This window comes from Bradyrhizobium sp. B120, from assembly GCF_049075665.1.
Lineage (GTDB): Bacteria > Pseudomonadota > Alphaproteobacteria > Rhizobiales > Xanthobacteraceae > Bradyrhizobium.
In genome coordinates this window covers 3,322,949-3,337,557 of record NZ_CP185242.1, presented here as the reverse complement: position 1 = coordinate 3,337,557, position 14,609 = coordinate 3,322,949, and the positions used below count along the sequence as shown (strand labels likewise).

The window sequence follows — 14,609 nt, the reverse complement described above, 5'->3', positions numbered from 1 at the left end:
ATAATTCCCGCTACACGGCCATGTGCAGCTGGATGAGATCATCGGTGAGCTCACCGATCGCGCCCTTGGCGACGACGCGTCCCTTTTCGAGTAACGCGAAGCGGTGAGACGCGCGCCGCGCGAACGCGACATTCTGTTCGACCAGCACGACCGTGATGCCGCGCTCGCGATTGAGCTTGACGATCACGTCCTCGATCTGCTCGACGATGTTCGGCTGGATGCCCTCGGTCGGCTCGTCCAGCAGGATGACCTTGGGCTGGGCAAGCAGCGCGCGTGCGATCGCAAGCTGCTGTTGCTGACCGCCGGAGAGATTGCCGCCGTAGCGGTTGAGAAAATCCTTGAGCACCGGAAACAGCTCGAGCACCCACTCCTCGATGCCGTTGGCCGATTTCGCCGCGAAGGTCCCGAGCGTCAAATTCTCCCGCACCGTGAAGCGCGGCAGGATGCCGCGGCCCTGCGGCACATAGGCGATGCCGGCCTTGGCGCGCTGATAGGTCCGCAACGGCGAGATGTCGGCGCCGTCGAGCGACAGCCGTCCGGTGCACCGGTCCATCAGGCCGAGGATGCTGCGCATCAGCGTGGTCTTGCCGACGCCGTTGCGGCCCAGCACCGACAGGAATTCGCCGTTGCCGACCATCAGGTTGATGCCCTGCAGGGCGCGGCTGTTGCCATAGAACGCGTCGACGTCGGTCAGCTCAAGCATGGCTGATGCCTCCCGATCCGAGATAGGCGCGGCGCACTTCCGGATGCGCCTCCACCTCCGCTGCGGTGCCCTCGGCCAGCATCTGGCCCATATGCATCACCGAGATGATGTCGCCGATCGCCTTGACGAAGCCCATGTCGTGCTCGACCACGATCAGCGTGTGCTTGCCCTTCAGCCGTACGAACAGTTCGGCGGTCTTGCGGGTTTCCTGCGCCGTCATACCGGCGGTCGGCTCGTCCATCAGGATCAGCTCGGCGTCCTGGGCGACCAGCATGCCGATCTCCAGCCACTGGGTCTGGCCGTGCGACAGATACGCGGCCGGTCGGTCGAGCTGTTCGGTGAGCCCGACCAGTTCGGCGAGACGTTCGATGTCGTCGCGCCGGGCATTGCCGATGTTCCAGCGCAGATTGCCGAACACGGAGGTGCGGCGCGCCCGCGCCACTTCGAGATTGTCGCTGACCGAGAGCTCGCGGAATACGCTCGGCACCTGGAACTTGCGGCCGACGCCGGCGCGGGCGATCTCGTATTCCTCGAGCTCCTGCAGCGCGGTGCCGTCAAAGCTGACGGTGCCGGCGCTCGGCTTGACCTTGCCGCAGATGATGTCCAGCGCCGTGGTCTTGCCTGCGCCGTTCGGCCCGATCAGGCAGCGCAGCTCGCCCTTGCGCACGCTCATGTTGAGCGAATTGAGCGCCTTGAAACCGTTGAAGCTGACCGAGACGTCGCGGAGATCGAGATGGGAGCTCATGTGCTGCCCTCCGTCTGGCTGACACCTCGTGCAACCGCGCCGCTGGCGGCCTGTCTGCGCAGGGCAACCCAGCGCCAGGTGGCCTGCGCGAGACCGGCAAGCCCTTTGGGCAGGAAAAGGACCACGAGCACGAACAGCGCGCCCATCACCAGCGTCCAGGTTTCGAGGAACGCCGCGGATTCCGACAGCGCGCCCTGCATGCCCGCGACCAGCACCGCGCCGAGGAACGCACCGACCAGGCTCTGCCTGCCGCCGACCGCGCACCACACCACCACCGAGAGCGAGAGCTGCACGCCGAGGAAGGTCGGCGAGGCAAACTCCATCACCACCGTGTAGAGCATGCCGGCGAGGCCCGCGATCGCAGCCGACAGCGCGAACACGAAGATCTGGTAGAGCGCGACATCGTAGCCGAAGTAGCGCACCCGGCTCTCGTGGTCGCGGATCGCCTGCACGATCAGGCCGGCTCGGGACTTGGTGAAGGCAAAGGCAACCAGCAGACTGAGCAGCACACATCCGGCGACGAGGTAGTAGGTCGCGCGGCCGTAGGCATCGAACGCGACGCCGAAGAGCTCGAGCTGGGCGAGATCGGTGATGCCGTTGAAGCCGCCGGTGTAGCTCTGCTGGTCGATGATCACGAGATTGATCACCACCATGGTGGCCAGCGTGATGATCGAGACGTAAACGCCGGTGACCCGTCCCCGGAACATGAACCAGCCGAGCGCCGCCGCAACCAGCGCCGGCACGATCAGGCCTGCAGCGATGGCGAAGCTGAGCGACCGGAACGGCACCCAGAACCATGGCAAATGCTGGACATTGTTCCAGACCATGAAGTCCGGCAGTCCGCTCGCCCCCGTATGCACCGGCACGGTCTTGAGCTTCAGCGCCATCGCCATCGCGTAGGAGCCGAGCCCGAAGCTCATCGCCTGACCGAGATTCAGGATGCCGCCGAAGCCCCAGGACAGCCCGAGCGATATCGTGAGGATGCCCAGCACCAGATAGCGCGCGACCTTGTTGAGCAGGAAGTCATTGTTGAGCAGCACCGGGAGCGCGAACACCAGCGCGGAAACGATCAGCAACGGTGCAAGTTGCGCGATCAGGCGCTGCAATCCGCTGGAGTTGGGAGCATTCGACGGCATATATGAGCGATCTGTCTCAGGCCCGCACGCGTGCGGTGAAAAGCCCCTCGGGGCGGAAACGGATGAGCACGACGATGGCGAGCAGGACGATCGTCTTGGCCACCGTGTCGTTCTGCAGGAAGGCGATGCCGCCGGAGAGCTCACCGAGGATGAAGGCGCTCGCCACGGTGCCGGCGAGGCTCTGCACGCCGCCGAGCACGACCACCATAAAGGCGTCGACCACGTAGCCGGTGCCCATGTCGGGCGACACGCTTTTGAGCGGCGACACCAGCGCGCCGGCAAGTCCGGCAAGTCCCGCGCCATAGGCGAAGGTCAGCGCATAGACACGCTTGGCGTTGATGCCGAACGAGGCGGCGACCGAACGGTCCTGGATGATGGCACGCAGCTTCATCCCGACCGTGGTGCGGTTCATGAGCAACCAGGTCGCCCCGAACAGCGCGATCGACACGACGAACAGGAACACCCGATACGACGATATCGGGATGCCGAACAGGTCCATGCTGTCGGCCAGCGCCGGCGGCAGCTGCACGTAGCGCAACTCGCTGCCGACCATCAGCCGCACCGCCTGTTGCAGCATGATGCCGACGCCCCAGGTGGCGAGGATCGTATCGAGCGGCCGGTTGTTGAGCAGGCTCAGGACGTAGCGTTCGATGACCCAGCCGAACGCGGCAACCACCAGGAAGATCGGAACCAGGCTCGCCAGCAGGCCGAGCCCGAGATAGGTGTGGAACACCCAGGCGGCGTAAGCGCCGAGCATCACGAACTCGCCATGGGCGAGATTGATGATGCCCATCGAGCCGTAGATGATGGACAGTCCCAGCGCCACCAGCAGCAGGATCGACCCGATGCTGAGGCCTGTGACGATTTGTTCGATGAGTTGGTCCACGTCGGGATCCGCTTTCGATGTTGGTTTGGGCGCCCTGCGCCCTCCGCATGGGTGCGAGAGGCCGCTTTCGTTGCCGGAAGCCGGCCGCCGGCGCCGCACGCCGACGGCCGTCGTCAGCTCCCGTCAGCTCTTCTCGACCAGCCCCTTCTCGGTGCAGGACTGTCCCGGATAGGCCGCGTAAGGCACCGGCTTCAGCCAATCCTTGGCCTCGACCAGAATCTCGAACTGGCCGTTCGACTTCGCCTGCGCGATCTTGGGCCACAGCCAGGTGTGCAGATTCTCCGACTCGATCCGGACCTTGCCCTGCGGCGCGATCACTTCCTGGCCCTTGACCGCGTCGCGGATGTTCGGCGGCGTGAGGTCGCTGGTCGCAAGCTTCTCGACCGCCTGCTTGAACAGATAGGTCTGGAAGTAGCAGGCCTCGGAGACGAAATGCGTCACCTTGTCGGCGCCCCAGCGCTTCTTGTAGGCCTCGACGAATTTCTCGTTCTCAGGCGACTTGTGCACCATGAAGTACGGCGCCGAGGTGAAGTGACCGGCGGCGGCCTCTCCACCCATCGCCGCGACCTCGTTTTCGGAGGTCGTCAGGCTCGCCATCGGCATCTTCTCGGGATCGAGGCCGGCCGCCTTGTACTGACGATGCAGTGCGACCACGGAATCGCCGACCACGGTGGAGAAGATCACGTTCGGCTGCGTCGAGCGGATCTTGTTGATGACGGAGGAGAATTCGGAATGGCCGAGCGGCACATATTCTTCCGCCACGACCTCGCCGCCGAGCTTCTCGAGCAGCTTCTTGCAGTAGTTGTTCTCTTCTTTCGGATAGATGTAGTTGGAGCCGATCAGATAGAACTTCTTGCCGAACTTCTTGACCAGCCAGGGCACGAACTCGTCCTGCTGCTGGTTCGGCACGGCGCCGGTGTAGATGACGTTCTTCGAGCACTCGCGACCCTCATAGAGCGTCGGATACCAATAGAGGTTGTTCTGCCGCTCGAAGACCGGGAGCACAGCCTTGCGGCTCGCCGAGGTATAGGAGCCAAACACGCTGACGCATTTGTCGCCGACGACGAGCTTGCGGGCCTTCTCCGAGAACGTCGCCGGATCCGACGCGGGATCCTCGACGATCGGAACGATCTTGCTGCCCTTGATGCCGCCGGCGGCGTTGATCTCCTCGATCGCAAGCAGCGTCGCCTTGTTGAGCGATTCCTCGATGATCGCGGTCGTTCCCGTCAGCGAGAACAGCACGCCGACCTTGATCTCGCCGCCCGCGGCGTAAGCGAGGTCGGCGTTCTTGATCCAGATATGCGGCAGTCCGGCGCCGGCAAATGCGCCAAGCGCCACGGTATTCCTCAGCAAAGTCCGCCGTGAAATGCTCATCCTTAAGCTCCCTTCAGGACTGAAAAAACAAAAAGCCCTCCCGATGCGCGCTTACGCGAGCATTGGGAGGGCTTTGTTGCCGGTTGTGTCGAAGGCGGCTCTGTCGCCGCCGGCCCCGCTATTGGGGCTTACTGTTGATGATCGTAGCCAAGCAGTTCGAACGAGTCAACAATCGCCGCGGCAACTGCACTTGCCGACACGCGACGATCCATCGCCTGTCGTCTGATGAAGCCATAGGCTTCGGTTTCCGGCATCTGGCGCGTCGCCATTAGGATGGCCTTGGCGCGTTCCACCGTGCGCATCGAACGCAGATTGTCGTCGAGCTTCTCGATCTTGCTGCGAAGCCGCCGTTCGTAGCTGAACTGGCTGCGCGCCAGAACGAGGCTGGACAACACTGCATTCTGCGTGAACGGCCGCGGCAGAACGGCGTTGGGCGTTGCATGACACAGCGCATCGGCGTGAACGGCCTCCGTCGCCGGCAGGATCACGACCAGCGCGGAACGCGCATCGCCGGGAATCCACGGCAGGCGCCGCGCCAGATCCGGTGAATATTCGCAGTACACCACGTCGGCATCGGCCGGCACGCTCTCCGGCATCGGCCAGACCTGACGCACCCGCATCCTGAACCGCTGCAATTCGCGCAACAACATGCCGACCTGATCGTCGACCGGCGCAACCACGACGGCCGACAGATCGGCAAGTTCCTGAACCATGGTCTTGCGTCCGCCGACGTCTCGGCTCAGCGACGGCTTACGCGACTGCTCGTTCATTGGACGCTTCCTGTTTGCGTTGCACGACCATACCCGATCAGGAACGGATCCGCATGCACCGGCTCCTTCGACTGGCTGACCACATCGAACTGTCCCTGGCGGTTGGCGCGCCCGATGCGTGTCCACAGATCGGTGTGGCCCGACATCGGGTTGACGGTGACGGCACCTTGCGGTGCATCAAAGCTGGTGCCGAACACCATGGAGCGGAGCACTTCCGTGTCGAGCGAATTGACCTGCTCGAGCGCCTTCGCAAACAGATGCAGCTGGAAATAGGATGCCTCTGCGCACATGTTGGTCGAGATATCGGCGCCGAACCGCTTCTTGAAGCGCTGCACAAACGCGCTGTTGGCGCTGCCCTCGACGCCCTGGAAATAGGATGCCGCGGTGACGTGTCCTTCGCCGACGTCGAAGCCCATGGCAGCGATTTCGGCTTCCGTCGTGGTCAGGCTGGCGATCGGCACTTGCTTTGGATCGAGCCCGACATTCGCGTAGGCCTGATAAAGGAACACCGTGCCCTCCCCCACGACGGTCGAGAAGATCACGTCGGGCCTGACCCGCTTGATGTCCTGGATGATCGGGACAAAGTCCTGCCAGCGCGCGTAGACATTGACGTAGCGCTCACCAACCACCGAGCCGCCGTTGCTCCTCAGCAGTTCCCGCATCACCCGGTTGGACTCGCGCGGATAGATGTAGTCCGACCCCACGAAATAGAATCGTGTTCCGAACGTATCCATCAAATAGCGGCACAGCGCGAGGCTGTTCTGATTCGGCGAGGCGCCGGTGTAGATGACGTTCGGCGACGCCTCGAAACCCTCATAGAGCGTCGGGTACCAAAGCAGGCCGTTCAGCCGTTCGACCACCGGCAGCACCGCCTTGCGGCTCGACGAGGTGTAGCAGCCGAATATAGTGCTGACCTGATCCTCCACCATCAACCGTTTGGCGTAGTGGCCATAGGCGGCCGAATCCGAGCCGGGGTCGTAGGCGACGGGAACCAGCTCGCGGCCGCAGACCCCGCCCGCCTCGTTCACCTCCTCGATCGCAAGCTGCGTGCCCTGATACTGGGTCTCCTCGATCACCGACATGAAGCCGGTTCGCGAGAACAGCACGCCTATCCGCCATGGAGCGGAGGTCGCTTGGGTAAGGTTCGACATGATCAGGCCCTCGACAGAATTGGAGGGACGAGAGGGATTATTGTTCTTGTTGCTCTCGAACAGCATTGCCGGGGGCGGAAGATTGCATGTCATCTGCCGCGAGACAAGGACCCAGGCAGCTCATCCTGTCAGCGGCGCTGACGCGAAAGCAGGCAAACCAGATGTCACCCGCAAATGATCAAAGGTGCAGCGGTCCACGGACCGTCTATCTCCGGTAGATGCGCGATCGATTGCCCGTATCAGGCGCAGGGATCGATAGTAACTCCGGGGAAACCTACGCCCGGCGCCATTGCAGCAAGGCGTAAGGCGGATCCGACTCCGGGTGATGCTCGAAGACCCCTTCGACATCGGCGCCGATTGCAACCGCCTGTTCGGGATCGCCGAGCAGATTGCCGACCATGCGAATGCCGCCGGCATGCGGCAGTTCGACTAGCACCGCGATGTAAGGTCCATGTCCTCTCAGCGCCGCATGCGACGGATGCCACGCACGTTCCCAGCTGTAGATCCGGCCACGCGGCTCGATCACCGTCCATGCCGGATCGAAGGCGTGGCAGCGGTGGCAGAGCCATTCGGGTCCAAACTGCCACGTGTTGCAGCGGCCGCAGCGTTGCACCAATAGCTTGCCCTGACGCAATCCTTCCCAATAGGGCGCGGACAGGCCGTCGGGCTCCGCGACCGGGATCGGCAGGCCTGCCGGGAGATAGCGCGTGCTCGGCTTGCTCATAAGGTGGACTCCGAACCCAAGATGAGGTTGCTCGCGGGCGAGACCATCGGACCTCCGATGACCATTGCGACGTCGCTGCGTCGCGCCTGGCTCGTCGAGGTGCCGCGCACCTGGCGAACCGCTTCCAGCACGAGCTCAAAACCGTGCATGTAGCATTCGGCGAGGTTGCCGCCGCTGGTGTTGAGCGGCAGCCGCCCGGACGGCGCGATCAGGTTTTCGACGGTCAGGAACTCGTTGACCTCCTCAGGCTTGAAGAAGCCGTGCTCCGCCAGCGCCATCACGACACCGCCGGTGAAATTCTCGTAGGCCTGGACCACACCGACATCGGACGGCCCTACTCCGGCCATGCGGTAGAGATCAGGGGCAACGGTGTCGAAGCTCGCCGTGGCGTAGAGCGGCGCGTTGTGCGCTGTCGCTGCGGCGCGATGTCCGGATCCGAAGGCGGCACCGAGCAGATAGGCCGGCTTATTCCGGAATTCTGCGGCGCGCTCCGCCGATACCAGCAGCAATGCCGCCGCGCCGTCATTTTCCATGCAGCAATCGTAGAGATGGAACGGCTCCACGATCCAGCGCGAGGCATCGTATTTCTCGGCGTCCAGCGGCTTGCCGTGCATCACGGCACGCGGGTTGGCCTGGGCATGGTGATAGGAGGCGAGCGCAACCGCGCGCAACGCCTCTTGCCGCACGCCATGCTCGTGCATGTAGCGCTGCACCCGCATGGCAAAGCGCTGCGGCGGCGCCAGCACGCCATAAGGCATCAAATAGGACCGTTCGCCTGAAACCGTGTGGATGCCGCCCGCCTGTCCGAACCGGCCATATTGGCCCTGCGCCAGCGAGCGGAACACCACCACACAATCCGCGAGGCCCGCGACGATCGCGGCCGCCGCGTTGGCAACCGCAGCACAGCAACCGCCACCGCCTCCGCCCCATTGCATGGTGGCGGAACGCAATCGATGCGTCCCCAGCGCCGCGGCCAGCCGCGAGGCCTCGCTGCGATCGTCGCTGTAGGACGAGAACCCGTCGATCTCGCGGGGATCGAGCCCGGCATCCTCGCAAGCCGCTAGAATGGCTTTCAGCGCAAGCTTGAATTCCGGGTCGGGAGAAGCGCCGTGGCGACAATATTCGGTTTCACCGATCCCGATCACGGCCACACGGCCCCGCAGCGTCCGCTCGTCTCGCGCGCGCGCCGTCACGGCTTGGCATCCTGTCGCGAGGGCTGGCTGCCGAAAGCCCCATTTGCGGCAAGGCGCGCGATCTCGGCCTCATCGTAGTTGAGCAACTCGCGCAGTACGACTTCGGTGTGCTGCCCGACAGCCGGTGCTGCGACGGGATCGACGATCGGAGTGCGCGAATAGCGGATCGGCAGGTTCACGTTCGGCACCCACCCCAGCGTCTCGTGCGGAATCCGGGTGACGATCCCGCGCTCCCTTGCCTCCGGGGAGCGGATCGCCTCGCCGACGGTGCGCACCTGACCGCAGGGCACCCCCGCCGCCCGCATCCGCGATTGCCAATGCGACCAAGGCTGCTGCGCAAAGGCGTCGCCAAGGATCGCGAACAGGTCCTCGCGCCGGCGGATTCGATCCGGGCCGGTTGCATAAATCTCGGCCGCCGCAAGATCCTCGCGCTCGAGAACCTGCGCCATCAGGCGCTGAAAGATCTTGTCGTTGCCGCAATTGATATAGAAGGCGCAATCGCTGGCCTGAAACACACCCGACGGACACGTATCCGGACTGGTGTTGCCGCTTCGCTTCGGATCAGCATTGTTGAACAGCGACTGCATAGTCGCATAGCCGGTCATCAGGACAGCATTCTCGAACAACGAGACCTCGATGGCCTGGCCCTGCCCGCTCCGCTCGCGCGCGAACAACGCACCCAGGATCGCATTGCTTGCCATCATCGCGGTGCTGATGTCCATCACCGGCGACAATGCGCGCACGCCCTCGCGATCGGCATAGCCGTTCATGGAGACAAAACCGCTCTCGACCTGCGCGATCGGATCGAAGCCGAGCCGGTCCGAAAACGCCCCGTCGCGGCCATAGGCCGACACCGAGCAATAGATGATCTCGGGCTTGATCTTGCGGCAGCTCTCATAATCGAGTCCCAGCCGCGCCATCACGCTGGCCGAAAAGTTCTCGACAAGGACGTCTGCCGTCGCGATCAGCTCGCGCGCGACCTTCAGGCCTTCAGGCGATTTGAGATCGAGGGCAATGCTGCGCTTGTTGCGGTTGGTCCAGAGGAACGGCGCACCGTGCCTGAGATCGGGATGCACGGGAGGATAGCGGCGCAAATCGTCGCCCCGGCCGGGCGCTTCGACCTTGATCACCTCGGCGCCCATGTCGGCGAGGATCATGGTCGCAAACGGTCCCGCAATGAAATGCGAGAAATCGATCAACCGGACCCCCTCGAGCGCCCTTGGCGCATCGGCAGGGCGTGGCGTGTGCTCGGGGAAGTCGGCTTCAAGCTGATCAAGCATCGGGAGGTCCGTCAGTTTGAGAAGTGTTGATCCGAAGGTCGCGGCCGTCGTCGTCAATTGCTCTTCGGCGGCTCGGCGAGCGAGCATCCGCCCTGGTCGAGCGGCCGAAACGCCTCCGGCCCGGACAGCACGCCGACCTGCTCCAGCAGGTCCCACTTGCTCTTCGACGCGTTCGGGCTCTTCACTTTGAAGATGTACATGTTGTGAATGGCGCGGCCGTCCGCGCGCACCACGACCGGCCCGAACAAGGCGTCGTCGATCGGCTTCTCCTTCAACTTCCGGATCACCGCCGGCGCGTCATTGGTTCCCGCAGCCAGCGCCGCGTTCAAATAGGCCAACACCGAAGAATAGACGCCGGCGTGAAACGCGGTCGGCGATTGGCCGTGCTGACGCGCGCTGAACCTCGCCGACCAGGCACGGCTGGCATCGTTGAGGTCCCAGTAGAACGGCTGGGTGATGATCAACCCCTCCCCGACCGCAAGGCCGCTCGACTCGACATCGTTGGTGGTGGTCAACAGCGCCGCGAAGCTGCGTCCGCTCTGCTTCAGCCCGAACTCGGCGGATTGCTTGATCAGGCTGACCGTGTCGCCGCCGGCGGTCGCGAACGCGATCACATCGGCGCCGGAGCTCTCAGCCTGCAGGATGAACGAGGCATAGTCCGCATTGTTGATCGGCACATTGACCGACCCGAGAACGGCGCCGCCGCCGGCGCCGATCACCGCCGTGCCGTCGCGCACCATCGACTTGCCGAGCGCATTGTCGGTCGCGATGAAGTACCATTTCCTGCCGCCGTGACGCACGAGATAGGTACCGATGGTGTGCGAGGCCGCCCAGGTGTCGAATGTCCACTGGATCGTGTTCGGCGAGCAGTATTTCCCGGTCAGGTCGGAGGACGCCGCGCTCGATGCAATCAGCGCCGCCTTGGTGCCGCGCACGACCTCGTTGACGGCGAGCCCGACGGCCGAGTTCGGCACGTCGGCGACCGCATCGGCTTTCTCCTGATCGATCCAGCGCCGCGCGATTGCCGCGCCGACGTCCGCCTTGTTCTGGTGGTCGGCAGAGACGATCTCGACCTTGAAGTCCGGATGAAGCTGCATGAAGTCTTCGGCGGCCATTTTGGCCGCCGTCACCGAACCTTCGCCGGCATTGTCCGAGTAAGGACCCGACGCGTCGTTGAGCACGCCGATCTTGAGGGCGCGCGCTGCGTCGGCCGACGCGGGCGAACCGGCGCAAACGGCCAGCAGGGCCACTCCGGCAATACGCGAAAGATACTTCATTGTTTCCACCCGTCGTCTGTTGTTGTTCTAGAGATCGAGCACGAGCGTGCGGGACTTGGCGCCCGAACAGCAGATCATGACGCTCGTGTTCGCCGCTTGCTCTTCCTTGCTCAGAAACTGGTCGCGATGGTCGGGCGTGCCCTCGAGCACGCGCGTCTCGCAGGTGCCGCAGACTCCCTCGGTGCAGGCGTAGTTCGCGGTGATGCCGGCATCCAGCAACGCATCGAGGATCGTTTTGCCGGGCTCGACCGCGATCGTGCGATTGCTTCGCGCGAGCTTGACGTCGAAGCCGCCCTCGGTTGCGGGCGCTTCCCGCGCCTGGAAGTATTCGACATGCACGTGATCGGACGGCCGATCGGCCGTCGCCGCCTCGAATGCCGCGAGCATGGGCACCGGACCGCAGCAATAAAGATGCGCGTGGGCCGGTGCGTTTCCGACAATTGCCGGCAGGTCGAACAGACGCCCCAATCGCTCATCGTCGAAATCGAGATGTATCCTGGAGCGAAGGTCGGATCGGAATGGGCCGAGCTCGTCGAGGAATGCGGCGGCCGCGCGCGTCCTCGCGGCATAGAACAGCTCCCAGCGGCGTCCGAGCGCCTCCAGCCGCCGGATCATCGATAGCAATGGCGTGATGCCGATGCCGCCGGCGATCAGGACCGAATGCTCTGCCTGTTCGTGCAGCGCGAAATTGCTGCGCGGGCCGGAGATTGTCATGATGTCCCCGACCTTCACGGAGTCGTGGACGAAGCTGGAGCCACCCCGGCTCTCAGCATCCTTGTTGACGGCGATCACATAGCGGCGCCGCTCGCGCTGGTCGTTGACCAGCGAATAGCTGCGGATCATGCCGTTCGGCAGATGCAGGTCGATATGGCTGCCGGCCGTGAACGGCGGCAGCTCGCCGCCGATCCGGGCGACCAACTCGTAGGAATTGATCCGCTCGGCCTCGTAGCCGATGCGCTTGACCAGCACGTCCTGCGTCACGTCAACCATGGCGGGATACGCTCACAACTCGTACCCGAAATCGGCGCCGAGCTTCGCCCGCATGAACGGCGCGCCGACATCGACCCAGGAATCCTCCGGCGGCAGCCGCAGCGAGACCGCCCGCACCATGAACACGTCGGGGTCCGTGACACCCTTCGGCTTGATCGCGTGATCGCGATACGCGCCGAGCGCCTCCAGAATGAAGCGCCGCGTCATCGCAATTCCGGTATCGCTCGAGCACAGCGTCTCCTTGGTGCGATCGAAGATCGGCGAGACGCCGCTCTGGCAGGCGCCGTCCTGCACCCACAGCCCCGGCAGGCCCGAGAACCAGGTGGTCCGCTGCGCCTCGTAGTCGAATTGAAAGCCGTTCTGCGGATTGTATTTGGTCCAATAGCCGGCATACGGCACCGTCACCGGATGCTGGACCAGCGCGTGGCTGCTGGCATGACCACTCTCGCGGCCCTTGTGGCCTTCGGCGAACACCTGCCGCGTTTTCTCCAGCAGCGGTTCCGACGGATGATAGGAGAACATGATGCAGAGCGTGTTCTCGTCATCGATCGGCACCCAGGCGTGCCCGCTCAGATCCGGGAACGGCGACAGCGGGGGCACCAGCGTATAGAACGGCAGCATGAACTGGTTGACCCGCCAGTACAGCGTGTTGGCATCGTAATTGCGCCGCGCGGCGATGCTCATGCCGAAATCTTGCTTGATGCATTCGAAGGTCGGCCGCAGGTCGCGCTTCTGGATCCAGGCGCTGGTCGTGCCCTGGGCGTCGAGCCGCCCGTGCAGCAGCGGCGCGTGCGCCGAGTCGATCTCGCCTTCGACCGCCTGCAGCCAGTTGCACTCCTGAACGCGAACCGAGATGTGCACCTGCTCGGCCGGCACCAGATTCCATTCGAGGTTCGGCAGCGGCGGAAGCTCGGCCTGGTCGGGACCCATATAGGTCCAGATCATTCCGTTGCGCTCCTTGCAGGGATAGGCCTTGATCCGGACCCGCTCCTTGAGGCGGCTGCGCACCGGCTCGGCCGGCATGTCCGTCACGGCGCCGCTGACGTCGAACTTCCAGCCATGATAGACGCAGCGCAGTCCGCAATCCTCGTTGCGTGCGAAGATCAGCGGCGCGCCGCGATGCGGGCAGGCCTGGTCGACCAGCCCGACGCGCCCCTCGGTGTCGCGGAAGGCGACCAGATCCTCGCCGAGCAGCCGGATGCGCTTCGGCTGTCCATCCCTGGTGAGGTCGGCCGAGGGCAGGAAGGGAATCCAGTACAGCCGAAACAGGTCGCCGAGCGGCGTGCCCTTACCGACCCTCACCAGGCGTTCATTGTCTTCGCGCGACAGCATGCGTTTGCCTCCTCAATTGCGTGTAGTCGTTGCCGCCGCGCCGCCGAGAAGCGCGGCGACGCGGTCAGACAGTCCGAGGTCCTGAGCGGTCCAAAGCGGATCGGATGCGGTGAGCGGCTTGCGTGGAATGGGAGGCCGCTTGCCTTCCTCCACGAGGCCGACGATCAATTCGATGCGGCGCCGCTCGAGCTCCCGCAATGCGTCCTCGACGACGGCGGCTTCCGCCGTGCATCCCGGCAGCTCCGGATAGGCAAGGCGAACCCGCCACTGCCCCGGCTCGGTTTCGACCGCCTCGGCCTCGAGCAAATAGGGAATCGACAGCAGCTCACGCAGGTCCAAGTTCAACCTCCCTGAACGATGTCTAGGCATCGCATTTGATACGTATACGTACTACATTGCCGAATGGCTGACAAGGGCCGAGAGCAGTTGCATCGTACCGGGGAACAGGCCGGGGTGCGGTTCACCGCAGGGTTGAGGACGTCAGGCCAAGCTGCTAACGGCTAACGCGAATTCGAAAAATCGGAGTCCAACGACGGCATGGCAGCCGACAAGGGTATGAAGACGAGTTCGGCGATGGACATTGCGCGCGACTGGCAACTCGAAGGCGGCGTCGGATTTTTGCTGCGGCTGCTGGAGGCCCGCTACGACGGGCTCTATCAAAGCATGACGCGCCAGAGCGACATCACGCCGCGGCAGTTCGGCGTGCTGATGGCGCTTTACCAATTGGGTCCTCTCACCCCCTCGGTGCTGGCGGACCGGATCAGCTGCGACCGCAACACGCTCAGCGAGATGCTGAAGCGGATGGTCGCGCGCCGGCTGGTCTCGAAGAAGAACAATCCGGACGACCGCCGCTCACTCCAGGTGCAGATCACCGCCAAGGGGGAGGAAGCGCTTCTCGCCGTTATCCCCGCCGCCGCTGAGCTGCAAAACATCATGCTGGCACCCCTGCGCAAGGAAGACCGCGCGCATTTCCTGAAATGCCTGCTCGCGATCGCGAAGGCTCCGCCACCGGACGCTCCGTCCGACACCTGAGATCGCCGGCGCCCGC

The 14,609-nt window shown here is 64.1% G+C and carries 15 protein-coding genes; 1 reads left to right on the top strand and 14 read right to left on the bottom strand.

The genetic code is table 11. The annotated features are described in order from the left end of the window. Window positions 1-10: 10 nt before the first annotated feature. The 14 genes from urtE to ACOIX3_RS15090 all read right to left on the bottom strand — a co-directional run bounded on the left by urtE (window position 11) and on the right by ACOIX3_RS15090 (window position 13,900). A complete protein-coding gene (gene urtE / locus ACOIX3_RS15155; RefSeq protein ID WP_298367995.1) occupies window positions 11-703 on the bottom strand; it encodes an urea ABC transporter ATP-binding subunit UrtE in 693 nt (230 codons plus the stop codon). Then, window positions 696-1,448, bottom strand: coding sequence for an urea ABC transporter ATP-binding protein UrtD (gene urtD, locus ACOIX3_RS15150; RefSeq protein ID WP_420970607.1), 753 nt, complete (start codon window positions 1,446-1,448; stop codon window positions 696-698). The genes urtE and urtD overlap by 8 nt, the downstream gene beginning before the upstream one ends. After that, window positions 1,445-2,584 carry an urea ABC transporter permease subunit UrtC gene (gene urtC / locus ACOIX3_RS15145; protein ID WP_420970606.1) on the bottom strand — a complete coding sequence of 380 codons (1,140 nt, stop codon included), beginning with the start codon at window positions 2,582-2,584 and terminating at the stop codon, window positions 1,445-1,447. Before urtC ends, urtD begins: the two co-directional genes overlap by 4 nt. A 16-nt stretch (window positions 2,585-2,600) precedes the next feature. Further along, window positions 2,601-3,470 (bottom strand): urea ABC transporter permease subunit UrtB, encoded by an 870-nt coding sequence (urtB, locus tag ACOIX3_RS15140; RefSeq protein ID WP_420970604.1) that lies wholly within the window; start codon window positions 3,468-3,470, stop codon window positions 2,601-2,603. Between the two features lie 123 nt (window positions 3,471-3,593). Next, window positions 3,594-4,844 carry a transporter substrate-binding domain-containing protein gene (locus tag ACOIX3_RS15135; protein ID WP_420970603.1) on the bottom strand — a complete coding sequence of 417 codons (1,251 nt, stop codon included), beginning with the start codon at window positions 4,842-4,844 and terminating at the stop codon, window positions 3,594-3,596. A gap of 128 nt (window positions 4,845-4,972) precedes the next feature. Then, window positions 4,973-5,614 carry an ANTAR domain-containing response regulator gene (locus ACOIX3_RS15130; RefSeq protein WP_092125390.1) on the bottom strand — a complete coding sequence of 214 codons (642 nt, stop codon included), beginning with the start codon at window positions 5,612-5,614 and terminating at the stop codon, window positions 4,973-4,975. Further along, window positions 5,611-6,765 carry a transporter substrate-binding domain-containing protein gene (locus ACOIX3_RS15125; protein ID WP_420970602.1) on the bottom strand — a complete coding sequence of 385 codons (1,155 nt, stop codon included), beginning with the start codon at window positions 6,763-6,765 and terminating at the stop codon, window positions 5,611-5,613. Before ACOIX3_RS15125 ends, ACOIX3_RS15130 begins: the two co-directional genes overlap by 4 nt. Window positions 6,766-7,039: 274 nt before the next feature. Next, the gene (locus ACOIX3_RS15120) at window positions 7,040-7,489 is read right to left on the bottom strand and encodes a Zn-ribbon domain-containing OB-fold protein (RefSeq protein ID WP_420970601.1); all 450 of its coding nucleotides are present in this window, start codon (window positions 7,487-7,489) and stop codon (window positions 7,040-7,042) included. Further along, entirely contained in the window at window positions 7,486-8,682 is a 1,197-nt protein-coding gene (locus ACOIX3_RS15115; protein ID WP_420970600.1) for a thiolase C-terminal domain-containing protein, read from the bottom strand. Before ACOIX3_RS15115 ends, ACOIX3_RS15120 begins: the two co-directional genes overlap by 4 nt. Continuing rightward, window positions 8,679-9,962: a CaiB/BaiF CoA transferase family protein gene (locus ACOIX3_RS15110; protein ID WP_420970599.1), complete on the bottom strand. Its 1,284-nt coding sequence runs from the start codon at window positions 9,960-9,962 to the stop codon at window positions 8,679-8,681. The genes ACOIX3_RS15115 and ACOIX3_RS15110 overlap by 4 nt, the downstream gene beginning before the upstream one ends. Before the next feature lie 53 nt (window positions 9,963-10,015). Then, window positions 10,016-11,239, bottom strand: coding sequence for an ABC transporter substrate-binding protein (locus ACOIX3_RS15105; RefSeq protein WP_420970598.1), 1,224 nt, complete (start codon window positions 11,237-11,239; stop codon window positions 10,016-10,018). A gap of 27 nt (window positions 11,240-11,266) precedes the next feature. Next, window positions 11,267-12,229, bottom strand: a complete 963-nt coding sequence (locus tag ACOIX3_RS15100; RefSeq protein ID WP_420970597.1) for a PDR/VanB family oxidoreductase — start codon at window positions 12,227-12,229, stop codon at window positions 11,267-11,269. Between the two features lie 12 nt (window positions 12,230-12,241). Further along, on the bottom strand, window positions 12,242-13,561 hold the full coding sequence (locus ACOIX3_RS15095; protein WP_420970596.1) for a Rieske 2Fe-2S domain-containing protein: 1,320 nt from the start codon (window positions 13,559-13,561) through the stop codon (window positions 12,242-12,244). 12 nt (window positions 13,562-13,573) lie between these two features. After that, a complete protein-coding gene (locus ACOIX3_RS15090; protein WP_420970595.1) occupies window positions 13,574-13,900 on the bottom strand; it encodes a hypothetical protein in 327 nt (108 codons plus the stop codon). A gap of 198 nt (window positions 13,901-14,098) precedes the next feature. Between ACOIX3_RS15090 and ACOIX3_RS15085 the strand changes: the two genes are divergently transcribed. Beyond that, window positions 14,099-14,593 carry a MarR family winged helix-turn-helix transcriptional regulator gene (locus ACOIX3_RS15085; protein WP_420970594.1) on the top strand — a complete coding sequence of 165 codons (495 nt, stop codon included), beginning with the start codon at window positions 14,099-14,101 and terminating at the stop codon, window positions 14,591-14,593. The last annotated feature ends 16 nt before the right edge of the window (window positions 14,594-14,609 follow it).